General features: G+C 65.0%; 20 protein-coding genes and 1 other RNA gene. 8 read left to right on the forward strand and 13 right to left on the reverse strand.

Features of this window, described 5'->3' with window-relative positions; all coding sequences use genetic code 11:
* Positions 1 to 81: 81 nt before the first annotated feature.
* Positions 82 to 1539 carry a tyrosinase family protein gene (locus G7B67_RS02545; protein ID WP_166207322.1) on the forward strand — a complete coding sequence of 486 codons (1458 nt, stop codon included), beginning with the start codon at positions 82 to 84 and terminating at the stop codon, positions 1537 to 1539.
* Between the two features lie 128 nt (positions 1540 to 1667).
* On the opposite strand, the gene dnaJ is transcribed toward G7B67_RS02545, so the two are convergent.
* From dnaJ to hrcA, 5 genes are all read right to left on the reverse strand, one after another.
* A complete protein-coding gene (gene dnaJ, locus G7B67_RS02550) occupies positions 1668 to 2801 on the reverse strand; it encodes a molecular chaperone DnaJ (RefSeq protein WP_166207325.1) in 1134 nt (377 codons plus the stop codon).
* Entirely contained in the window at positions 2798 to 3415 is a 618-nt protein-coding gene (locus tag G7B67_RS02555; RefSeq protein WP_166207328.1) for a TMEM175 family protein, read from the reverse strand. Before G7B67_RS02555 ends, dnaJ begins: the two co-directional genes overlap by 4 nt.
* A gap of 66 nt (positions 3416 to 3481) precedes the next feature.
* On the reverse strand, positions 3482 to 5413 hold the full coding sequence (gene dnaK / locus G7B67_RS02560; protein WP_166207331.1) for a molecular chaperone DnaK: 1932 nt from the start codon (positions 5411 to 5413) through the stop codon (positions 3482 to 3484).
* Between the two features lie 156 nt (positions 5414 to 5569).
* The gene (gene grpE, locus G7B67_RS02565) at positions 5570 to 6076 is read right to left on the reverse strand and encodes a nucleotide exchange factor GrpE (protein WP_166207333.1); all 507 of its coding nucleotides are present in this window, start codon (positions 6074 to 6076) and stop codon (positions 5570 to 5572) included.
* 116 nt (positions 6077 to 6192) lie between these two features.
* Positions 6193 to 7263 (reverse strand): heat-inducible transcriptional repressor HrcA, encoded by a 1071-nt coding sequence (gene hrcA, locus G7B67_RS02570; protein ID WP_166207336.1) that lies wholly within the window; start codon positions 7261 to 7263, stop codon positions 6193 to 6195.
* A 174-nt stretch (positions 7264 to 7437) separates the two neighbouring features.
* On the opposite strand from hrcA, the gene recN reads away from it, so the two are divergent.
* Positions 7438 to 9105 carry a DNA repair protein RecN gene (gene recN, locus G7B67_RS02575; RefSeq protein ID WP_166207339.1) on the forward strand — a complete coding sequence of 556 codons (1668 nt, stop codon included), beginning with the start codon at positions 7438 to 7440 and terminating at the stop codon, positions 9103 to 9105.
* Between the two features lie 102 nt (positions 9106 to 9207).
* Here recN and fur read toward each other — a convergent pair whose 3' ends face one another.
* A complete protein-coding gene (gene fur / locus G7B67_RS02580) occupies positions 9208 to 9609 on the reverse strand; it encodes a ferric iron uptake transcriptional regulator (RefSeq protein WP_166207342.1) in 402 nt (133 codons plus the stop codon).
* Positions 9610 to 9717: 108 nt separating this feature from the next.
* On the opposite strand from fur, the gene G7B67_RS02585 reads away from it, so the two are divergent.
* The gene (locus G7B67_RS02585; protein ID WP_166207345.1) at positions 9718 to 10104 is read left to right on the forward strand and encodes an outer membrane protein assembly factor BamE; all 387 of its coding nucleotides are present in this window, start codon (positions 9718 to 9720) and stop codon (positions 10102 to 10104) included.
* A 55-nt stretch (positions 10105 to 10159) separates the two neighbouring features.
* Here the strand turns inward: G7B67_RS02585 and G7B67_RS02590 are convergent, their stop codons facing one another.
* The gene (locus G7B67_RS02590) at positions 10160 to 10414 is read right to left on the reverse strand and encodes an RnfH family protein (RefSeq protein WP_166207348.1); all 255 of its coding nucleotides are present in this window, start codon (positions 10412 to 10414) and stop codon (positions 10160 to 10162) included.
* Positions 10414 to 10854 carry a type II toxin-antitoxin system RatA family toxin gene (locus G7B67_RS02595; RefSeq protein WP_166207351.1) on the reverse strand — a complete coding sequence of 147 codons (441 nt, stop codon included), beginning with the start codon at positions 10852 to 10854 and terminating at the stop codon, positions 10414 to 10416. Before G7B67_RS02595 ends, G7B67_RS02590 begins: the two co-directional genes overlap by 1 nt.
* A gap of 53 nt (positions 10855 to 10907) precedes the next feature.
* On the opposite strand from G7B67_RS02595, the gene smpB reads away from it, so the two are divergent.
* The gene (gene smpB, locus G7B67_RS02600) at positions 10908 to 11405 is read left to right on the forward strand and encodes an SsrA-binding protein SmpB (RefSeq protein ID WP_166207354.1); all 498 of its coding nucleotides are present in this window, start codon (positions 10908 to 10910) and stop codon (positions 11403 to 11405) included.
* A gap of 120 nt (positions 11406 to 11525) precedes the next feature.
* On the opposite strand, the gene G7B67_RS02605 is transcribed toward smpB, so the two are convergent.
* Positions 11526 to 13688, reverse strand: coding sequence for a CHASE domain-containing protein (locus G7B67_RS02605; protein ID WP_166207357.1), 2163 nt, complete (start codon positions 13686 to 13688; stop codon positions 11526 to 11528).
* A gap of 116 nt (positions 13689 to 13804) precedes the next feature.
* On the opposite strand from G7B67_RS02605, the gene ssrA reads away from it, so the two are divergent.
* The 3 genes from ssrA to G7B67_RS02620 all read left to right on the forward strand — a co-directional run bounded on the left by ssrA (position 13805) and on the right by G7B67_RS02620 (position 16252).
* Positions 13805 to 14160: a transfer-messenger RNA gene (gene ssrA, locus G7B67_RS02610) on the forward strand.
* A gap of 185 nt (positions 14161 to 14345) precedes the next feature.
* Positions 14346 to 15647: a tyrosine-type recombinase/integrase gene (locus G7B67_RS02615; RefSeq protein ID WP_166207360.1), complete on the forward strand. Its 1302-nt coding sequence runs from the start codon at positions 14346 to 14348 to the stop codon at positions 15645 to 15647.
* Positions 15644 to 16252 carry a hypothetical protein gene (locus G7B67_RS02620; RefSeq protein WP_166207363.1) on the forward strand — a complete coding sequence of 203 codons (609 nt, stop codon included), beginning with the start codon at positions 15644 to 15646 and terminating at the stop codon, positions 16250 to 16252. The genes G7B67_RS02615 and G7B67_RS02620 overlap by 4 nt, the downstream gene beginning before the upstream one ends.
* A gap of 403 nt (positions 16253 to 16655) precedes the next feature.
* On the opposite strand, the gene G7B67_RS02625 is transcribed toward G7B67_RS02620, so the two are convergent.
* Both G7B67_RS02625 and G7B67_RS02630 read right to left on the reverse strand, forming a co-directional pair.
* Positions 16656 to 16823: a hypothetical protein gene (locus tag G7B67_RS02625; protein WP_166207366.1), complete on the reverse strand. Its 168-nt coding sequence runs from the start codon at positions 16821 to 16823 to the stop codon at positions 16656 to 16658.
* Between the two features lie 1135 nt (positions 16824 to 17958).
* A complete protein-coding gene (locus tag G7B67_RS02630; RefSeq protein ID WP_166207369.1) occupies positions 17959 to 18675 on the reverse strand; it encodes a hypothetical protein in 717 nt (238 codons plus the stop codon).
* A gap of 66 nt (positions 18676 to 18741) precedes the next feature.
* On the opposite strand from G7B67_RS02630, the gene G7B67_RS02635 reads away from it, so the two are divergent.
* On the forward strand, positions 18742 to 19029 hold the full coding sequence (locus G7B67_RS02635; protein ID WP_166207372.1) for a helix-turn-helix domain-containing protein: 288 nt from the start codon (positions 18742 to 18744) through the stop codon (positions 19027 to 19029).
* 207 nt (positions 19030 to 19236) lie between these two features.
* Here G7B67_RS02635 and G7B67_RS02640 read toward each other — a convergent pair whose 3' ends face one another.
* Together G7B67_RS02640 and G7B67_RS13495 are read right to left on the reverse strand one after the other, a co-directional pair.
* Positions 19237 to 19695, reverse strand: coding sequence for a hypothetical protein (locus G7B67_RS02640; protein WP_166207375.1), 459 nt, complete (start codon positions 19693 to 19695; stop codon positions 19237 to 19239).
* Positions 19696 to 19807: 112 nt separating this feature from the next.
* Entirely contained in the window at positions 19808 to 20158 is a 351-nt protein-coding gene (locus G7B67_RS13495; protein WP_279303946.1) for a helix-turn-helix domain-containing protein, read from the reverse strand.
* Positions 20159 to 20186: the final 28 nt, after the last annotated feature.

Here is a 20186-nt window from a genome sequence, read left to right on the forward strand (position 1 = left end):
GTGTCGGCAGACTCGGTCCCGGCATCGGGGCGTGCGCCCGGCCAGTCGCCTTCACATCGTTGATCCACGAGGCGCTCATCAATGAAACTCCATCCCGACAACCGGAACGGTCCAGCGTCGATCGATCGACGCAACCTCATCAAGGCACTTGTCGCAGCGCCGCTCGCCTGCGGCCTGCCCATGGTCGCGAGCGCCAGTACGCCGCTCGTGCGCTACGACGCAGCCAGCGCGGCAGGGCGCGAGATGCTGGCGATCTATGCCGATGCGGTCACGCGCATGCAAGCGCTCGGCGACAACAATCCGATGGGCTGGTTGTGGCAGTGGTACGAGCACTTCGTCGACGGTACGACATCCAAGTCGGCCGAGATCACCCGCATCTTCGGCAGCGCCCCGTCGGCCGCGCGCACGCTCGCCGGTCAGACCTGGGATACATGCCAGTCGCACTCCGGACAGAACGCGAACAACTTCCTGCCATGGCATCGCCTGTTCGTGTGGTACTTCGAGCGCATTGTCCGGCAGGTCAGCGGCCGTGCGGATTTCACGCTGCCCTATTGGGACTACACGTCGAGCGATCCGGCCAAGCGCGGGGTCCTGCCGCCGCAGTTCCTCATGCCGACGGATCCGGTGTTCCACAGCCTCTACCGGCCGGAGCGCACGTCGCTTGCCAACAACGGGCTGCCGATCCAGAAGTACCAGCCGGGCGATCCGATGGATATCAGCGCGGCGATGGCGAAAGCCAACTACAGCACCATCGGCAGCGTGCAGGGGTTCTGCCGGGCCATCGACTCTGGCATCCATGGCCGCATCCATGTCCTGGTCGGGACCAGCAAAGGCATGGGTTCGGTCCCCTACGCGGCGCGCGACCCGCTGTTCTGGGTGCACCACAGCAACATCGACCGCATGTGGACCAGCTGGAACCGCAACGGCGGCCAGAATCCAACGACTGCCACGTGGGCGACCAAGGCGTTCGTGTTCGCCGACACCAATGGGTCGGGTGCCACGCGCAAGCTCAACAGCGCGTTCAGCGCCTCCAGCCTGGGTTACGCGTACGACAGCTACATACCGCCGACGTCATCCAGTTACCTCACGGCCACTTCGGCTCCGGCGCTGGCGTCGGGCCTGTCGACCACGGCTGCGGACCGCAGGCAGACGCTCGCGCGGGCGGCCGCCGGTGCGACCCTCGGCGCAGGCCCGGTCAGCGTGCAACTGGCGCGCCTGGCCGGCGCGCCGCGCGCCGCCGTCCTCGGCCTGGATCCGGCGCATCCGCAGCGCCACGCCTACCTGGTGCTCAAGGACCTGCACGCGTGGGGGCAACCGGAGTGCTGTACTACGTCTACCTGCGGCCCGGCGATGGCTCCGGCGCGCTGGGCCAAGACACCTATGTCGGCGACATCAATTTCTTCGATGCCGAATTCCACGACCACGGCGGTGGCACGATGGACGAAGCACTGGGCGAGAATTTCTACAGTTTCGATGTCACGCCGCAGCTGCGACGCCTCGCCAATGCGGGCCGCCGCTCGAGCGACAGCCTGCTGGTGACGCTGGTCCCTGGCGGGCGCCCCACCCCGGGCGCCGATCCGCTGGTGGCGACGATCGAACTGGTGCTGCAATGACCTTCTGATGCAGCGAAGCGGGCGAGGCACGCGTAGGCCTTCGCTCCACCGGCGTCAGGACACCATGCGCCCCCAGAATCCCTTGACGCCGTCGAGGAAGGTCGATGACCTGGGCGAATGCCGGCGTGCGTTTTCGCCCGTGAACGTCGCCTCGAACTGCTCCAGCAGCGTGCGCTGTTCCGGGGTCAGGTTGACCGGGGTTTCCACCACCACCTTGCAGTACAGGTCGCCGGGTTTGCGGCTGCGCACCGACTTGACGCCCTTGTCGCGCAGGCGGAACACCTTGCCGGTCTGGGTCTCGGCGGGGATGCGGATTTCGGTTTCGCCAGCGAGCGTCGGCACGCGCACGCTGTCGCCCAGCGCCGCCTGCGCAATGCGGATGGGCACGTCGCAATGCAGGTCGTCGCCGTCGCGCTGGAAGATCGCGTGCGGCCGCACGCGCACCTCGACGTAAAGGTCGCCCGGCGGCGTGCCGGCGGGTCCGGCTTCGCCTTCTCCGGCAAGCCGGATGCGATCGCCATTGTCGACACCGGCCGGAATCTTCACCGACAGCTTCTTTTCCTCCTCCACCCGCCCTGCCCCATGGCAGACCTTGCACGGGTGCGCGATCGTCTGGCCGCGGCCGCCGCAGTGCGGGCAAGGCTGGGTCATGGCGAAGATGCCACGCTGCATGCGCACCTGGCCTCGGCCATGGCAGGTCGCGCAGGTATCGATCCTGCCGTCTTCCGATCCGGTGGATGCACAGGGCGCGCATGGCACCAGGGTCGGGATCTCGATCTGCTTCTCGGTACCACCGACGGCGTCCTCGAGGTCGAGTTCCATCACGTAACCGATGTCGGCCCCGCGTCGCGCGCCACGTCCGGGCGCCGCGCCACCGCCGAAGATATTGCCGAAGATGTCGCCGAAGATGTCGCCCATGTCGGCGTAGCCGGCGCCCGGGCCGCCACCACCGCCCATGCCGTGCTCGAACGCGGCGTGTCCCTGCGCGTCGTACCGGCGCCGCTTGGACGGGTCGGACAGGACTTCATAGGCTTCCTTGCACTCCTTGAACGCTTCCAGCGCGACCGTGTCGCCGGGATTGCGATCCGGGTGGTGCTTCATCGCGCAGCGGCGATAGGCCTTCTTCAGGTCCTCGTCGGACACATCGCGGGAGACACCAAGGGTTTCGTAGTAATCGCGCTTGCTCATGCCTGTCGGTTGATCCGTGCTGGTTTGCTGCGCGCCTGCGTGAGGCGCGCTTCGATGCGGCGATCCGGGACCAGCCACATCGCCGCCACCGCGACGTAGAGCAGGCCCGAGATGGCGGGATGGATGAAGGCCAGTCCAATTGCCATGGCGTACACCACCGGCGATGCCAGGCCCTTGAAATCGTGGCCCTGGACGGCTTTTGCAAGTTCGGATTCGCTGCCGCCGTTGGCGCGGATGATCGCGGCCTGGAACGGATGCCACGCCAGCGCCGCCAGCAACTGGACCGCGCCGTACACCGCCACCGGCACCGGCGCGAAGTGATTCTCGCCCATCCACGCCGTCGCGAAGGGAAACAGCGACAGGCAGAACAGCAGGAACAGGTTCGCCCACAGTACCCGGCCATCGACGTGCTGCGCGGCATGCAGGAAGTGGTGGTGGTTGTTCCAGTAGATGCCGACGTAGACGAAGCTGAGCACGTAGCTCAGGAACACCGGCAGCAGCGGCTGCAGCGACGCCAGGGTGGTGCCGACCGGCGCACGCAGCTCCAGCACCATGATCGTGATGATGATCGCGATGACGCCGTCGCTGAATGCCTCGAGCCGCGTCTTTCCCATTCCACCGGTCCCCTACGACAAACGGGCGCCCGTGACCGGACGCCCGCTGGCTTGCCTGTCCGTCGATCAGGCCTGCTTGCTGTCGTTATCGTGCACTTCAGTGAACTCCGCGTCCACGACGTCGTCATTGCGTGGCGCGCCACCGGGCTGCGCACCGGCCGATTCGCCGCCGGCCTGCTGGCCCGCCGATGCCGCCGCGAACAGCGCCTGGCCGGCCTCTTCCAGCGCCTTCGACTTGGCTTCGATCTGGCCCTTGTCGTCGCCCTTCATCGCGGTTTCGAGTTCCGCGATCGCGCCTTCCGCGCGGCCGATGATGTCGCCGCCGATCTTGTCGCCGTTGTCCTTGATCGCGCTGCGGGTGGCGTGGATCAGCGCATCGGCCTGGTTGCGCGCCTGCACCAGCTCGTGGAATTTCTTGTCCTCCTCGCGGTGCGCTTCGGCGTCCTGCACCATGCGCTGGATCTCGTCGTCCGACAGGCCCGAGCCGGCCTTGATCTCGACCTTCTGCTCCTTGCCGGTCTTCTTGTCCTTGGCGGTGACGTGGACGATGCCGTTGGCGTCGATGTCGAACGACACCTCGACCTGCGGCATGCCGCGCATCGCCGGCTCGATCCCGGTCAGGTCGAACTTCGCCAGCGACTTGTTGTAGCGCGCCTGCTCGCGCTCGCCCTGCAGCACGTGCACGGTGACGGCGGTCTGGTTGTCCTCGGCGGTGGAGAAGGTCTGCGAGGCCTTGGTCGGCACCGTGGTGTTCTTCTCGATGATCTTGGTGAAGACGCCGCCCAGGGTCTCGATGCCCAGCGACAGCGGGGTCACGTCGAGCAGCAGCACGTCCTTGACGTCACCCTGCAGCACGCCGCCCTGGATCGCGGCGCCGACGGCCACGGCTTCATCGGGGTTGACGTCCTTGCGCGGCTCCTTGCCGAAGAAATCCGCGACCGCCTGCTGCACCTTCGGCATGCGCGTCTGGCCACCGACGAGGATCACTTCGCCGATGTCGGACGGGCTCACGCCCGCATCCTTCATCGCCACGCGGCAGGGCTCGATCGTCTTCTTGATCAGGTCCTCGACCAGCGACTCCAGCTTGGAGCGGGTGAGCTTGATGTTCAGGTGCTTCGGACCCGAGGCATCGGCCGTCACGTACGGCAGGTTGACCTCGGTCTGCTGCGAGGACGACAGCTCGATCTTCGCGCGCTCGGCCGCATCCTTCAGGCGCTGCAGCGCGAGATGGTCCTTGCGCAGGTCGATGCCCTGCTCCTTCTGGAACTCGTCGACCAGGAAGTCGATGACGCGCTTGTCGAAGTCCTCGCCGCCGAGGAAGGTATCGCCGTTGGTGGCGAGCACCTCGACCTGCATCTCGCCGTCGACCGAGGCGATCTCGATGATCGACACGTCGAACGTCCCGCCGCCCAGGTCGTACACCGCGATCTTGCGGTCGCCGCCCTTCTTGTCCATGCCGTAGGCCAGCGCCGCGGCGGTGGGCTCGTTGATGATGCGCTTGACGTCCAGGCCGGCAATGCGGCCGGCGTCCTTGGTCGCCTGGCGCTGGGAATCGTTGAAGTACGCCGGCACCGTGATCACCGCTTCGGTCACGGTCTCGCCGAGATAGGCCTCGGCGGTCTTCTTCATCTTCTCCAGCACCTTGGCCGAGACTTCCTGCGGCGCGAGCTTGCGGCCGTCGCTGGTCGCGACCCAGGCGTCGCCGTTCTCGTGCTGCGTGATCGCATACGGAACCAGGCCAAGGTCCTTCTGGACTTCGGCGTCGGTGAACTTGCGGCCGATCAGGCGCTTGACCGCGTAGAACGTGTTCTTCGGATTGGTGACCGCCTGGCGCTTGGCCGAGGCGCCGACCAGGACTTCGCCGTCCTTCGTCCAGGCGACGATCGAAGGCGTGGTGCGATCGCCCTCGGAATTCTCGATGACTCGCGCCTTGCCGCCTTCCATGATCGCCACGCACGAATTGGTCGTGCCGAGGTCGATGCCGATGATCTTGCCCATGTGCCTGCTCCCTTGCTGATGCTTGAAATTGGGGCCGCGGATGCGCCGCTGGCCCGATGGCTGCTATCTGGGGTCCGGGTTCCGCCCTTCAAGGGGTTGGGAACCGCGCCCTGGCTTGAGCGGTCTTCGCGCCTCCCTCACGGAAGGCGCCTGCCGTCAGTCGTGCCTGGCGACCACGACCAGCGCGGGGCGCAGCAGCCGGTCGTTGAGCACGTAACCCTTCTGGAACAACTGCGCGACCGCGCCCGGCGGCACGCCCTCGGCGTCGACCATGCTCATGGCCTGGTGGCGGTCGGGGTCGAAGGTGTCGCCCGGCGCCGGAGCGACTTCGTGCAGGCCGTTGTTCTCGGCGATCCGGTGCAACTGGCGCAGCGTGAGTTCCATGCCCTCGCGCAGCGGGTCGGCCTGCGGGGCGACCAGCAACCCGGCCTCGATGCTGTCGAACAGCGGCAGCAGCTCGCTCAGGAGCCGTTCGTTGGCGAACTTGCGCGCCATCTCGACATCGCGCGCCAGGCGCTTGCGCTGGTTTTCCAGGTCCGCGTGTTCACGCAGCGACTGCGCCCGCAGCTGCTCGACTTCGGCCTTGAGGGCCTCGAGCTCGTCGATCGGCGCCTCATCGGCGCCGGATTGCGCCACTTCGGCGTCCATTGGTTCGGTGGTCATGCGTCGGAATCCATTTCGGCGGCGCCCGTGCCGCCCCTGAACCCCGGTAATGCGGCCTGCCGATGCCCTTTCAAGGCGGGGACGGCGGATTCATCCGCGATTCGGCATTCCGACCTTCACGGCGCGTCGATGGCCGCGCCCAGCACCTCGGCCGCCGCCTGCACCACCGGGATCACCCGTTCGTAGGCCATCCGCGTGGGGCCGATCACGCCCAGCACGCCCAGGACCTGGCCATCGGCGGTGCCCCCGCTGCGGTAGGGAGCGGTCACCAGCGACATGCCTTCCAGCGGCGCCAGGCCGGTTTCCTCACCGATGAAGATGCGCACGCCCGGCGCGCGCAGGGTGCGCTCGAGCAGCTGCAGGATCTCGCGCTTGCGGGCGAAGGTTTCGAACAGCTCGCGCAGCCGGTCCAGGTCCGACAGGTCCTGCACGCTCATCAGCCGGGTCTGGCCGGCGAGCAGCACGCCATCGCTGTGCGCGCTCTGGCCATCGCCGGCGAGCGCCTGCTCGGCCAGCTCGACCGTGCTGGCCAGCCGTGTCTCCATCTCGCTGCGCGCCGCGCGCAGCTCACGCAGCAGGGTGGTGCGGATGTCGGCCAGCGGCCGGCCGGCGAAGTGGTGGTTGAGGTAGTTGGCGACGCGCTCGAGTTCGCCGCCGTCGTACGGACGGCGGGTCTGGATGATCCGGTTCTGCACGTCGTTGTCGGCGAAGACCAGGATCGCGAGCACGCGCTGGGCGTCGAGCGGGACGAAGTCGATGTGGCGGAAGGCGAACTGCTCGCGCCGCGGCACGCTGACCACGCCGACGAAATGGCTCATCGCCGACAGCAGCTCCGATGCATTGCCCAGCAGCGCCCGGGTACCCGAGCCCACCGGGAGTTCATGCCGCAAGCGCGCCAGCTCGCTGTCGGGCAGCGGCCGCAACTGCAGCAGCGAATCGACGAACACCCGGTAACCCTGTGGCGTCGGCACGCGCCCCGCGGAGGTATGCGGGGAGGCGAGCAGGCCCGCGTCTTCCAGGTCCGCCAGGATGTTGCGAATGGTGGCCGGGCTCACGTCCAGGCCGGCGTGACGGGCGAGCGTCTGCGATCCGACCGGCTCGCCGTCGCGGATGTAGCGCCCGATCAACGAGCGCAGCAGGTGGCGTGCACGGGGGTCGAGCCGGTTGTCGTCGCGCTTGCGTGGCATGGCTTCGATATAAGCCCGGTTCCCGGTTCGCGCAAGCTGGCATTTGCACATCGTGGCAGTCCGAGCCGCGTGGAACGTCCGGAGAGCGGAGTGGCCGGCGCCATCGGATTCGGCCGACAGAAGGCCAGGCATCCGCCGCTTGGCCGCTGCCCGGCCTGCCCGCACAATTGCGCGATGCTCACCCACCTCGCGATCAAGGATTTCGCCGTCGTCGCTGCCGCCGAACTGCAGTTCGGTCCGGGCCTGACCGTCATTTCCGGTGAAACCGGCGCGGGCAAGTCGCTGCTGGTCGATGCGCTGGGTTTCCTCTCCGGCCTGCGCGCGGACAGCGCGATGGTGCGTCATGGCGCCGAGCGCGCCGAACTGGTGGCGATGTTCGACCTGGCCGATGCACCGGGCGCGCGGGCGTGGTTGCGCGATGCCGAATTCGACGATGGCGCCGACTGCCTGCTGCGGCGCACGCTGCGCGCCGATGGCGGCTCGCGCGCCTGGATCAACGGGCGGCCGGCCACCGTCGCGCAGCTGGGAGAACTGGCCGAGCGGCTGGTGGAGATCCACGGCCAGCACGAGCACCAGGCATTGCTGTCCAGGGCGAGCCAGCTGGCCTTGCTGGATGCCTTCGGCGGCCACGAGGCGGAGGTGTCGGCCGTCCGTGCTGCGGCGCTGGGGTGGTCGACGCTGCTGCGCGAACGCGAACTGCTGTCGCGCCAGGGCGACGTCTCCGAACGCATCGCCTGGCTCGAACACCAGCTGGGCGAACTCCAGCGCGAGTCGCTGGAGCCTGAATCCATCGCCGAACTGGTCGCCGCCCACCGCCGGCACGCCCACGCCGCGGCGCTGATCGCCAGTTGCGAAAGCGCGCTTGCGCGCCTGGGCGGCGACGAGGGCCCGGCGTTGTCGCGGCAGTTGCAGCAACTGCGGGCCGACCTGTCGCGACAACGCGACCACGAGCCGCGGCTGGGCGATGTCGATGCCATGCTCGACTCGGCCGCGATCCAGCTGGACGAGGCGCTCGCCCTGCTCGAGCAGGTGCGCGCGGACCTCGACCTGGACCCGGCCGCCTTCGACGACCTCGACCGCCGCCTGGCGCGGCTGCACGACTTGGCGCGCAAGCACCGCACGCTGCCGGAAACCCTGGCTGCGCAGCGCGATGCGCTGATGGCCGAACTCGAAGCCCTGCGCGGCGCCGGCGACCGCGTGCGCGCGCTGGACGGCGAAATCACCGCCGCCGCCCTGCTCTGGCGCACGGCAGCCGATGCGCTGGGCGCACGCCGGCGCAGTGCCGGCGGCGCGCTGTCGCGGGCGACCACCGGCCTGATCGCCGAGCTGGGCATGGGTGGGGGGCGCTTCGAGGTGGCCCTGGAGCCCATCGACGCGGGGCGACCGGATCCGGCCGGCGGCGAGCGGGTGGAATTCCTGGTGGCGGCCAATGCCGGGCAGCCGCCGAGGCCGCTGCGGAAAGTCGCTTCCGGCGGTGAACTGTCGCGCATTTCGCTGGCGATCGAAGTCGCGGCGCTGGGGCTGGATGCGGTGCCGACGATGGTGTTCGACGAGGTCGATTCCGGCATCGGCGGCGCGGTCGCCGACATCGTCGGTCGCAAGCTGCGTGCGCTGGGCGCGGCGCGCCAGGCGTTGTGCGTCACCCACCTGCCGCAGGTCGCGGCCCAGGGCCATGCCCACTACCGCGTGAGCAAGGCCGAGCGTTCGGGCATGACCCAGAGCGCGGTGCAGGTGCTGGATGCGAAACAACGCGAGGAAGAACTCGCGCGCATGCTCGGCGGCGTCGAAGTCAGCAAGCAAGCCCGCGCCGCGGCGCGCAAGCTGCTGCAGGACGTGACGTGACCACCGCTTCGAACGGGGTGCCCGGCGCGAGGCTGCCGATGCCGTGGTGTCGCCCGGGGCGCGGATAGCCCGTGCGCCAGAAGCCGCGCCTGTCCGGTCCGTTCAGCGTTTGCGGCGCACGTACAACACCAGGGCGTGGTCCTCGATCTGATAGCCGTGCTCGGCGGCGATCCGCGCCTGCAGGCGCTCGATCTCGTCACTCTGGAATTCGATGACCTTGCCGGTTTCGGTATCGACCATGTGGTCGTGGTGCTCGCCACGGTCGAGTTCATAGACGGCGTGGCCACCCTCGAAATTGTGCTTCAGGACAAGGCCCGCGGCTTCGAACTGGGTCAACACCCGGTAGACGGTCGCCAGGCCGATCTCATTGCCCTGTTCGAGCAGTTGCCGATAGATGTCCTCGGCGGTCATGTGTCGCGGCTTGATCCGCTCGAGCAGTTCGAGGATCCGCATTCGCGGGTGGGTGACCTTCAACCCGGCCTTGCGGAGGTCTTGGGATTCCATCGGGGCTCCGGTGCATGCCGGCGCTGGACCCGCGCGGCGTCGGGTGGACGAACCTTCAGTGTATCATCGGCCCGGTTTCCCCCGCCCGGCTCGAAGGCACCACTCCGAATGCGCAAGCTCCTGCTCCTCGTTGTCCTGGCCGCCGCCACGTCCGGTTGCGGCATCCTCTACAAGCAACCGATCTACCAGGGCAACCTCATCGACAAGGCCGCTGCGGACCAGCTCCAGGTCGGCATGAGCAGGCAACAGGTCCAGGCGCTGCTCGGCACCCCGTCGGTGGCGGATCCGTTCCATCATGATCGCTGGGACTACGTCGCCAGCGAACGTTCCAACCGCCTCGGGCGCACCGCGGTGAAGGACCTGACGCTATGGTTCGAAGGCGATGCGCTGGCGAAATGGGAGGGCGACTATTTCCCGGAACAGGACGAGGCGCTCGTCAAGCGCATGCGCAAGTTCGGCAACCTGCCCAAGGAGAAGGGTAAGAAGCGGCACTAAGCCCCGCCTGCGCGCGACGCGTGACCCGAAGCCCCGCTCCCGCGGGGCTTCTGCTTTACCGCAGGCGCGACGCGCGGCGGCGGCGCGCGTCCTTGGGATCGGCCAGCAACGGCCGCAGCAGCTCGATGCGGTCGCCCTCGTGCAAGCGGGCTGCGCCCGCGACCGGCCGTCCGAAAATGGCGATCGCGGCGATGCCATCCATCGACCAGCCACAGGCGGCGACCGCATCGGCCACAGTGGCCGTTGCGGGCAGTTCCAGCGCCAACGATTCCAGGCGTCGCGGCCAGGCGCGCACGACTTCCACCCGCATCAGCCGGCGCCCCCGCCACCGCCGTCGGCGACCCGGACGAAGTCGCGCACCATGCGGTCGGCCAGCGATTGGAAGCCCAGCGTCAGCGCCGGAAGCAGCAGGCGGCTGCGCGGCTCGAAGTCGAGCGTCAGGGTGACCTTGCAGGCCGATTCATCCAGCGCGTGGAATTCCCAGCGCCCGGAAAGCTTGCGAAATGGTCCGTCGCGAAGCTGCATGTCGATGTGGTGCGGCGGCGACAGCGTGTTTTCGGTGGTGAACCACGTCCGCAGCGCCCCCAGCCCCAAGTCGAGCCTGGCCACCATGCGCGTCGCGCTGGATTCGAGGACCCGCGCCTGCTCGCACCAGTCGAAGCGGCGCGGATAGGCGGGGATGTCGTTCACCAGCGCGAACATCCGCGCGGCGGAGTGTCCCACCAGGGCGCTGCGTTGGATTTTCGGCATCGATGGCTCGCTTGCTGGCCTGTTCGCAGTGGTTTTCAGGGACAATGCCCACGATGAACAAGAAGGCATCAGGCAAGGATAAGGCAAACGCCAGCGCCACCATCGCGCTGAACAAGCGCGCTCGCCACGATTACCACCTGGAGCAGCGCTTCGAGGCCGGACTGGCATTGCAGGGCTGGGAGCTGAAGTCGATCCGCGCGGGGCGCGCGAACATCACCGAAGCGTATGCGGTCATCCTCTCCGGGGAGCTATTCCTCGTCGGGGCGCAGATGACGCCGCTGATCTCCGCATCCACGCACGTCATCGCCGATGCGCACCGCACCCGCAAGCTTCTGCTGCACAAGCGCGAGATCGACGAACTGATCGGCCGCGTGCAACGCGAAGGCTACACGCTGGTACCCACAGCGCTGTACTGGAAGGCGAACAAGGTCAAGGCGGAACTGGCGCTGGCCAAGGGCAAGCAGACCCACGACAAGCGCGAGGCCAGCAAGGAGCGCGACTGGGCCCGCGACAAGCAGCGCCTGATGAGAAGACACAACAAGAACGCCTAGGATCCCTGTCCGTCGACGGGGCAACCGAATCCCGCGAATGGCTGCTCCGGACGAAGCGGGGGATGAAGCAGCCTCCTGACCGGGAGCATCGCCAATGCCGGAGCCCGGCTCGCGACCCCTTCATTCCGGAGGCGGTTCGGGCAAGGTGAAGTAGATGGTCGCGCCGTCCCCGGGCACCCCTTCCGCACGCACGCTGCCGCCATGACGCTCGACGATGCGCTTCACGGAAGCCAGGCCGATGCCGTGGCCACCGAACTGATCCTGGCTGTGCAGGCGCTGGAAGGGCCGGAACAGCTTGTCGGCATATTCCTGCGCGAAGCCGACGCCATTGTCTTGGACGTAGAACTCCCCGGACGCATTGCGGCCGACTTCGATGCGCGCTTCCTCGCAATCGCGGGTGAACTTCCATGCGTTGCCAAGCAGGTTCTGCATCAGGCTGCGCACCAGCCCGTGGTCGCCGAACGCGGGCAGCGGCGATTGCACGACAGCGTCCAGCCGCCGCTCGGGTTCGGCTGCCCGGAGCTCGCCAAGGACTTCCCAGGCCACCCGATCGAGCTCGAGCGGGGACGGATTCATGCCGCCGCGCCCGACCCGCGACATCTTCAGCAACGAATCGATCAGCTCGCCCATCCGGGCCGCGGCATTGCGCACCCGGGCCAGGTAATCGCGACCCGTCTGGTCGATGCTGTCGGCGTACCGCTCGGCCAGCAACCGACTGAAGCCATCGATCGAACGCAATGGCGCCCGAAGGTCGTGCGAGACGCTGTAGGCAAACACTTCCAGTTCCCGGTTGGCCTGGGTCAGCTCGCGCGTGCGCATCGCCACGCGCGCCTCGAGGGTGCGATTGAGTGCCAGGATCTGTGCCTCGGCGCGCACGCGCTCCGTCACGTCCTCCACCTGCACCAGGCGGACGATGTCCTGGCCGATTTCACCTGGCACCGCGGAGAACGTGAGGTGGACCTGGCGCACCCCGTCGCCACGGAACAGGGCACGGGTCATCCTGACGACGCCTTCCTGTGAATCGCGTTCACGCCCCGGCACCTTCTGGTCCATGCCATCGACGAAGTGCGCGTCGAACGCAGTGCCGACCAGCGCATCGCGCGTATTCCCCAGGATCAAGGCCAGCGCCGGATTGGCCTCGACGATGCGCCCCTGTGCGTCGAGCAGGCCCTTGCCGATCGCTGAATACTGCATCGCACTGCGAAAGCGCATTTCGCTGCGCCGGTAGGATTCGCTCATCCGCGCGGCGAGCGCTTCGGCGCGCGATTGGGTACGCACGAGCACCAGCGTGCTCAGGAACAACAGCAGCGAAGCCACCAGTCCGACCGCAAGGGTGGGTCTCAGGCCGACGATCCGGCCCTCGATGGTGCGTTCGGGTTCGGAAGCGAAATCCAGTCGCCACTGGCGTCCGAAGCGATCCAGCGTCGTCGACGCCTGGAACGCCGCCCCCGACGGATCCGCGCCGGTGTCGAACACCAGCGTGTCCTTGCCGTCGGTGACATCGAACAGGCGGAATGCCGGATGTCGCGGCATGGTCCGCAGGGCGGCCTGGACGAAAGGTGCAACCCGGAATGGAACGTAAACCCAACCCTGCAATGCCTCGTGCCTGGCCGCCAGGCTCAATGGGCGACTGCCGGAACGGTACACGGGCTGGAACAGCAGGATGGCCGGAATCGGCTGCCCCCCATCCTGCACCAGGTGGACCAGCCCGGACAGGCGCGCCTGTCCGCTGTCCATTGACTGCTCCATCGCTTCATGGCGCACCGGGTCGGAATACATGTCGAATCCCATCGCATCGACGTTTTCCGGCGTTCGCGGCTCCAGCAGCAGGATCGGGCCGTAGTGCTCCCTGATGCCATGGGGGCGGATCTCGAACAGCCCTTCCCCGGCTTCGCGCATGGACCGTTGCAGGTCCGACATCTGGCCCGAGGAGGCGTAGGCCGCATACCCGAGTCCGACCAGCGCTGGAAAGCGAACCCCCAGGTCCAGTCCGTCGACATAGTCCTGCCATTGCACCCGGGTAGGACGGGAGACAGTCGCGAACAGCGACATTCCCCCGCGCGTCACCAGTTCGTACAGCCCCAGGCGTTGCTTAAGCAGGGCCGTGGTTTCCTCCGCCTGGGCGATGAAGTCGTCATGAACGACGGCCATTTCCCGCTCACGGGCGCCGCGCCAGTACACGAACACGACCAGCAGCGACGCCACCAGCACCAGCGCGGACAGCACATAACCGCTGCTTGCGCTGCGCGGCACGGCATTGTCGTTCGGCGTCGGAGGGGACATCGGCAAAGCATAGCCGCTGGCCAGCCTGATGAATGGATGCTGGGCCGCTCGCGGATCGGCCTTGCGCGTCCCCCCTGCGCCCCTATACTTCCCCGGTCGGCGACATCGACATTCCCGGGGGTGCACCTGGCTTCGACGGGGGTTGCGAAATCGTCTGGCGCATGCCGAGGGGGTAGCTTTCCTCGTTAATCCAGCTGCAAAACTCCAGACGCCAACGACGACGTCTACGCTCTCGCCGCTTAAGGCGTAAGCCCCGAACCCACTTGTGCCTGTGCTCGTGGATGTAGGGTCATTATCACAGGATCGGCCATGGCGGCGACCCGTCAACCCTGGCTCAACACAAAGCGGGTATGTCCCACGGTGTGCCTCGCACGTCGTGTTGCCGCGGGACGAGACCTAACGGCGAGCTAAGCATGTAGTGCCGGGCATGGAGTGCCTTCGGACGGCGGTTCGATTCCGCCCACCTCCACCAATACACGATCCAAGCAAGTCCAACGAAGGCCGGAATCCTGAAATAAATCATGGGTTTCGGCCTTTTTTGTGTCTTTTAGCGGCGTAGTACGACCAACGATGGCCATTGCAATCCGACGGTAAGGGTCGGTAGCTTTGACGGTACAGGGGCACCCTGCCCCGGGTGTTACCGTTAGGAGCCCGTCCATGCCCCTGTCCGATACGACGATCCGAAAGGCAAAGCCTGTCGCCAAGCCAATCAAGCTCACGGATGGCGACGGCCTATACCTACTGCTGAACCCGAACGGCTCGCGCTGGTGGCGGTTTGACTACCGTCGCCCCGTGACCAAGCAGCGGAACACCCTTAGCTTCGGCACCTACCCGGACACCGGCCTAGCTGACGCGCGGGCTAGGCGCGACGAAGCACGCAAACTGCTCGCCAGCGACATTGATCCGGGGGAGCACCGTAAGGCAACGCGCACGGCCAGCGAAGACCGCGCGGCCAACAGCTTCGAAGTCGTCGCGCGCGAATGGTTCGCCAAGCAGGAAAAGACGTGGGTCAAGAGTCACTCCGACAAGATCTTGCTCCGCCTCCAGAACGACATATTCCCATGGATCGGCAAGCGACCCATCGCTGAGGTCTCAGCGCGGGAGTTGCTGACGACGATTAATCGCATGGTCGACCGGGGCGCAGTCGAGTCAGCGCACCGCACGCTGCAGAACTGCGGCCAGGTGTTCCGCTATGCAATCGCGACTGGGCGGGCCGACCGAAACCCCGCCGCCGACCTGCGCGGGGCCCTGCCCCCGGTGAAGCCCTCTCACCATGCCGCCATGACCGAGCCCAATGCTATCGGCGGGCTTCTACGCGCGATCGATACCTACGCGGGGGCGCTAGTGACCAGGTGCGCTTTGCGGCTTGCTCCCTTACTTTTCGTGCGGCCGGGCGAGCTTCGCCAAGCTGAGTGGGGCGAGATCGATCTCGATGCAGCGCAATGGAACATCCCTGGTTCTAAGATGAAAATGGGCGAGCCGCATCTTGTACCTCTATCGACCCAAGCCGTCGCAGTATTGCGCGAGATTGAGCCGCTCACTGGCGACGGCCGCTACGTCTTCCCCAGCGCGCGTAGCCCCCGGCGGCCTATGAGCAATAACGCGGTGCTCGCTGCCTTGCGGCGCATGGGATTCGCCAAGAATGAAATGAGCGGACATGGCTTTCGGGCGATGGCGCGCACTATCTTGGACGAAACGCTGCATTACCGTCCGGACTTCATCGAACACCAGCTTGCGCATGCGGTGCGTGACCCCAACGGACGGGCTTACAACCGTACTGCCCACTTAGCCGAACGTCGCGAAATGATGCAGGGGTGGGCGGACTACCTCGACTCGTTGAAGTCTGACGCTTGCAGTTTGATGCAGTCGGAGGGGTTCGCCAGCGAGTTTGCGGCGCAGCCCCGGATCGTCGTTGTCGGGCAGGCCGGTACAAAGGCCAGCCAAGAGAAGCGCGGATGAAACGGAAGATTGCCTCGCCTGCGCTCCTTCTTGAGGTGCTCGAGCAAATCAGTCCGAGCGATGAGGCGACGTCAGAGGCGCTGGATCGTATTCAAGATGCCATCGAAACCTATCTGTCGCATAAGCCACACCTTGATGAAAACGGAACCCGGCATGCAGGGTCTATTAGCCACACCCGGAAGGCGCTCGCTGATTTAGAGAAGTCCATTGGAAAGGCTCTCAACGCCGTTAAGGAAATGCCCTTGGAAGCAATTCCGTTCTTTTGTCGGGCTTACAAATTTCCCCGAGGCCGGTTCAGTGAGCAGCTTCGGATAGCGCGGGAAGCTGCCGCAGAGGCCCACAAGCTAGCCAGAACGATGCCGAATAAGACAGGGGATATTCCCAGGCAGCTCCTGGCATATGACGTCGCCCTCGTATTTGTTGAGGTCCTCGGGAAGCAGCCGACGTCTACCAGGGAGCGGGATGGCCAGACCAACCATCCGAGAGGAGGCGCTGCTTATGCGCGCGTCTTGAATGAGACGTTTGTGCTCGCGGGAATAGAAAAGTTTGACCTTGGCCTGGATATCGATGAAGGCATCCGCCTCCTAAGAGCAGGGCCTTATTGACCGACTTTTGAGACCCAGCTGAAAAATCGGAGGATGTACCAACTATTCAAGCGCGAAATTATCCTGAGAATGCCTTGTCATGTTCAGCAAAGGCCAATAGTGGCCCAGGAAGTCGACATGGCAATACAGCTCCCCGAAACCGGATATCTCCGTCTCGCTCAAATCATTGGTGACCGCGGAGCTCGGCCGCCCATCCCCGCCATCATCCCGGTGTCCAAGTCCACGTGGTGGGCTGGCGTTAGTTCCGGACGGTATCCGCGCCCAACCAAAGCTTTAGGCCTGCGGATCACCGCATGGCGCGTGGAAGACATTCGCCGGCTAATAGAGACCACAGCACCGGAGAGCAGCCGTGGCTGACACAGACGCAGTGCCTCCTACCGACAACGGCCTTACTGCTCACGAACTAGCTCGAGCCTTCCCTGACGTTGCCGAGGCCTTGCACAGGCAACTCTGCGAGCTCAGTACCACTCCCACGCAGGAGGGCGCCGAAGATCTTGCCGTTAACCTGGATGGCGCGCTCAGGGCCGTGCTGCGCTTCCAAGCCGCCCTGATCCGAGAAGGTGAGGGCCATGGCTCATGACCGTTGCAAAGTCGTACGTGAGTCGAAGAGGAAAAAGATAAAAGGAAGAGCGAGCCAAAACTCTTTCGTCGCTATGTCTCACCGTGTGCTCAATTCACCCGAATTCGGTGTGCTAACTCCCCAAGCAACGAAGTTGCTCATGGAACTTGCTCGGCAATTCAAGGGGAAAAACAATGGCGATTTGTCCGCGGCATGGATTCCTCTCCAGAAACGCGGCTGGAACAGCCCCGGAACGTTAGACAGGGCTAAAAAGGTATTGGTGGAGAGCGGATTTGCCGTTGTCACTCGGCAGGGCGGGAAAAATCGCTGCACCCTCTACGCTCTAACTTTTTGGCCCGTCGACGACTGCAATGGGAAGCATGACGAGCCTCCTGGGAGCACCCCTCTCAACCTTTGGAAAAAAAACCAGTCCGTATGAGTATCAACTTAGTCCGTATGCGTATTAACTGTGCGACCTACGGTCGCTTGCCCTGAGCACTAGTCCGAATACGTATTAGTCCGAGTCATTCCAGTGTCGCTGCTAGTCCGTATGAGTACATCTTTTTAGATTTACCAAGCACCATTGCTTGCGAGCTCGCTTCCGGTCTCCTGGCTTACCATATGGCCCCAACAATTAGCTAAAAAAGAGCGTCACCATGGATGTTGTTGTAAAACGACCCTCAAACTCTCCGTCTGGCACTGCCAGTAAAGCGTGCTCAACATCTTTCACCGGGATGTGGCTAACAGAAAGCAGCGACGCGCCTTGCGGACTCGTTGTCGCTCAGAGACCAACTGCCAGTTCTGACGCCAGCTGGAGTCTGCCGGAGCCGAAATTACTCCGTTTGTAGGACCACGTTCTTTCTGCAACCCCGCACGCGCGCGCGAGGCTGGATCACACCCGCTTAGCGCGGCGGCGCAAGAATTAGCCATTCCCCTCGCACTTCAGGCCAAGCCTCAGCATCAGTTAGGCCTGTGCGTTTGAGCATGTCCATCTGCCGTCGGGTTCGTATTGCAGCGTCCGTAAGCGCCCCCTCCAGCTGACCGGTCACCAGCAGGGAGGCGTATAGCGCCGGGAGGTGCTGATGCCAATGGCCTTCCCCCTCGGCCTTTAGACGTTGCAGATCGAACGTTTCCAATTGCGCTCCCATTAGCCGCCGACAACCAACATGAGCATCTTCAGAGCCGGAATGAGAGCCCAGCCGACCACTAAAGCCGTCAGTCGAAATCTCGGTGCTGGATAATCGAGCCCGCGCGCGATGCCTAGGATAGCGACACTGGCAACAGCGCCAGAGCAAACAAGGGCTCCCATTATTCCAGCGGCACACAGCAGCGCGCCGACAACCATGCCGACCAGTCTCATGCCCCAAAGCGCCCCTCCGTCGGGCGAGCCATGAGAAAGCAGCAGCAGGGAAATTGGATTCGATTCGGGCTTGGAATAAAAAATACCGAAGACAGATGCGCCGGCCACAGCGAAGAGGTACCCCAGAACCGGCCCCCAGTGTGGGTCTTCAGCCGATTGATCTAGCGAGGCGTGGGCTATCCCACGCGCTGCTATCCAAGAGCCTACCCACACTGCAATAGCCGGTAACGTGTCAGGCGAATCGAAGCGTCCTTCCACCCTCCAACCCAAAGTAAAAGGCAGCCATCCCCAGACCAGAGCGGTGAGGATCACTGCAAGCTTCGTACTGCCGTCTACAGCGTTTCCTGCCTTTTGTGCCCCTCGCACGTCTCGAAGCGTCGCTGGAATAGCGACCGCCCCTAGAAGGCCGGCACATACAACGATGCGGCCGGACCAGGAGTCGAAACGCCACATTGCGATAAGGATCGCGATTAATGCCGCGATAAAGCTCTTGATCCCCGGCATGCCCCCTCCGTACGAAGTGACTTATAGTCCGTGGTCTGAAAGTCTACACCCGGCCAACGTTGCCGAGTGGACATCTCGAGCTATGTAGGACCCGCCATTCGCTTGCTACGCGAGAAGGCGCTCGTTTCGCAGGAGGAGCTCGCCGGGCGGGCCGAATTGGACCGCACATACGTAAGCGGAATCGAGCGGGGTCGGCGGAACCCATCCGTAAAGTCGTTGCAACGGGTCGCCAATGCACTGGGCGTTTCTTTGGAAGTGATATTTATCCAAGCTCGCGCCCTAGCCGACCAAGCAGAGGGTGAGCAGCGGACGATGAGGGAGAAATTGATAATCCGACATCGATCGCGCGCTTAAGAATGATCCAGCGTTTGAGCGCCCAGCAAATGCGCCAGAACCTTGGAACATATGCAGCACTGCTTTGCCGTAAGAAATTCAAGCGCGGCGGATGCTCCGACTGCTGCGCTCAGGCAGCCTTGCAAGAGTTTTCGGATAACGCAGAATCACTGAATGTCCGCTATCGGCCAATTGCGGACATCCAGCCCGAGCAAGCGGCGGCGCAATTTAGTCAGGATGGATCGCCATCCCCAAGGCCCTGAGGATCCTTACAAAGGCTGCGTCCCATTCCCCTGCCAAAGCCGTGAAATGCGCGCGGAGTGTGCCGTGCACGGTGCGCGCTTGCTTGGAGGCCACCGCGCGCTCAGACGGGGGCCCATGGCCCTTCAGAACGCTGCGCAGGTTGTGTAGCCTGCTTCCTTGAGCCTCGAAGAAGGCCCGCAACAGGCGCAGGGATTGCCACAGCTTGTCGATTATCCGCCCGGCATCGGTAGCAACCTTTTGCAGGGGCTTTTGCACGAACCCTTCGACCAGCAGTTGGTCCAGCGCCAGGATCTCGTCGCCCCACTCCGACACCGAGTCAGTTGCTGGATACCGTGCCGCAACCGAAAGCTCGTCGCCGCGCACCCTCCGCCATGGCGGCGGAGCCTCGTCGAGCTGGCTGATCTTGTACTTGAGCGAGTCCAATGGGTGGGGCCAACGCATCCTTGCAATGGCGTACGACAAATCCCCAGCGAGGATTCTCGAATAGACAATGGCTCACGCCGCTAGTCTTTCGTTACGGTCGTCTTGGCTCGCGTCAATCTATCAACGCCTCGAGCAGCCGGCACGCCACTGCCCTCCTTTTTGCCGGAAGTCTGCGCAGCAACTCCAGCACGCGGGTCTCGACATGATCCTGGGCGAAGTCGGCCAGCGTCACGGCCACTTCAAATTCGTCTCCAGTCGGACGTATATGGCCACGACCAGTCGCCAACCACTCGAATCGAACTCCGGTCATCGTCGCAACCTGGGCGAGGTTGGCGGTGCTGGGTGATGTTCCTGCTGACTGCTCCCACTGCGCGACCGCACTGCGACTAATCCCCAATCGTTCTGCGATGTCGACTTGGGACAACTTCGCGTCGCATCGCGCGCGCCGGAGTCTGGCTGGCATAAGGACATTAAGCGCCTGCGTCTATGGG

Origin of the sequence: Cognatiluteimonas telluris (genome assembly GCF_011320095.1) — a bacterium.
GTDB classification, from domain to species: domain Bacteria; phylum Pseudomonadota; class Gammaproteobacteria; order Xanthomonadales; family Xanthomonadaceae; genus Cognatiluteimonas; species Cognatiluteimonas telluris.

Bases quoted from the DNA above. Each gene is read 5' to 3' on its own strand.
- G7B67_RS02545 (WP_166207322.1), top strand. From the start codon at position 82: ATGAAACTCCATCCCGACAACCGGAACGGTCCAGCGTCGATCGATCGA.
- dnaJ (WP_166207325.1), bottom strand. From the start codon at position 2,801: ATGAGCAAGCGCGATTACTACGAAACCCTTGGTGTCTCCCGCGATGTG.
- G7B67_RS02555 (WP_166207328.1), bottom strand. From the start codon at position 3,415: ATGGGAAAGACGCGGCTCGAGGCATTCAGCGACGGCGTCATCGCGATC.
- dnaK (WP_166207331.1), bottom strand. From the start codon at position 5,413: ATGGGCAAGATCATCGGCATCGACCTCGGCACGACCAATTCGTGCGTG.
- grpE (WP_166207333.1), bottom strand. From the start codon at position 6,076: ATGACCACCGAACCAATGGACGCCGAAGTGGCGCAATCCGGCGCCGAT.
- hrcA (WP_166207336.1), bottom strand. From the start codon at position 7,263: ATGCCACGCAAGCGCGACGACAACCGGCTCGACCCCCGTGCACGCCAC.
- recN (WP_166207339.1), top strand. From the start codon at position 7,438: ATGCTCACCCACCTCGCGATCAAGGATTTCGCCGTCGTCGCTGCCGCC.
- fur (WP_166207342.1), bottom strand. From the start codon at position 9,609: ATGGAATCCCAAGACCTCCGCAAGGCCGGGTTGAAGGTCACCCACCCG.
- G7B67_RS02585 (WP_166207345.1), top strand. From the start codon at position 9,718: ATGCGCAAGCTCCTGCTCCTCGTTGTCCTGGCCGCCGCCACGTCCGGT.
- G7B67_RS02590 (WP_166207348.1), bottom strand. From the start codon at position 10,414: ATGCGGGTGGAAGTCGTGCGCGCCTGGCCGCGACGCCTGGAATCGTTG.
- G7B67_RS02595 (WP_166207351.1), bottom strand. From the start codon at position 10,854: ATGCCGAAAATCCAACGCAGCGCCCTGGTGGGACACTCCGCCGCGCGG.
- smpB (WP_166207354.1), top strand. From the start codon at position 10,908: ATGAACAAGAAGGCATCAGGCAAGGATAAGGCAAACGCCAGCGCCACC.
- G7B67_RS02605 (WP_166207357.1), bottom strand. From the start codon at position 13,688: ATGTCCCCTCCGACGCCGAACGACAATGCCGTGCCGCGCAGCGCAAGC.
- G7B67_RS02615 (WP_166207360.1), top strand. From the start codon at position 14,346: ATGCCCCTGTCCGATACGACGATCCGAAAGGCAAAGCCTGTCGCCAAG.
- G7B67_RS02620 (WP_166207363.1), top strand. From the start codon at position 15,644: ATGAAACGGAAGATTGCCTCGCCTGCGCTCCTTCTTGAGGTGCTCGAG.
- G7B67_RS02625 (WP_166207366.1), bottom strand. From the start codon at position 16,823: ATGGCCCTCACCTTCTCGGATCAGGGCGGCTTGGAAGCGCAGCACGGC.
- G7B67_RS02630 (WP_166207369.1), bottom strand. From the start codon at position 18,675: ATGCCGGGGATCAAGAGCTTTATCGCGGCATTAATCGCGATCCTTATC.
- G7B67_RS13495 (WP_279303946.1), bottom strand. From the start codon at position 20,158: ATGCCAGCCAGACTCCGGCGCGCGCGATGCGACGCGAAGTTGTCCCAA.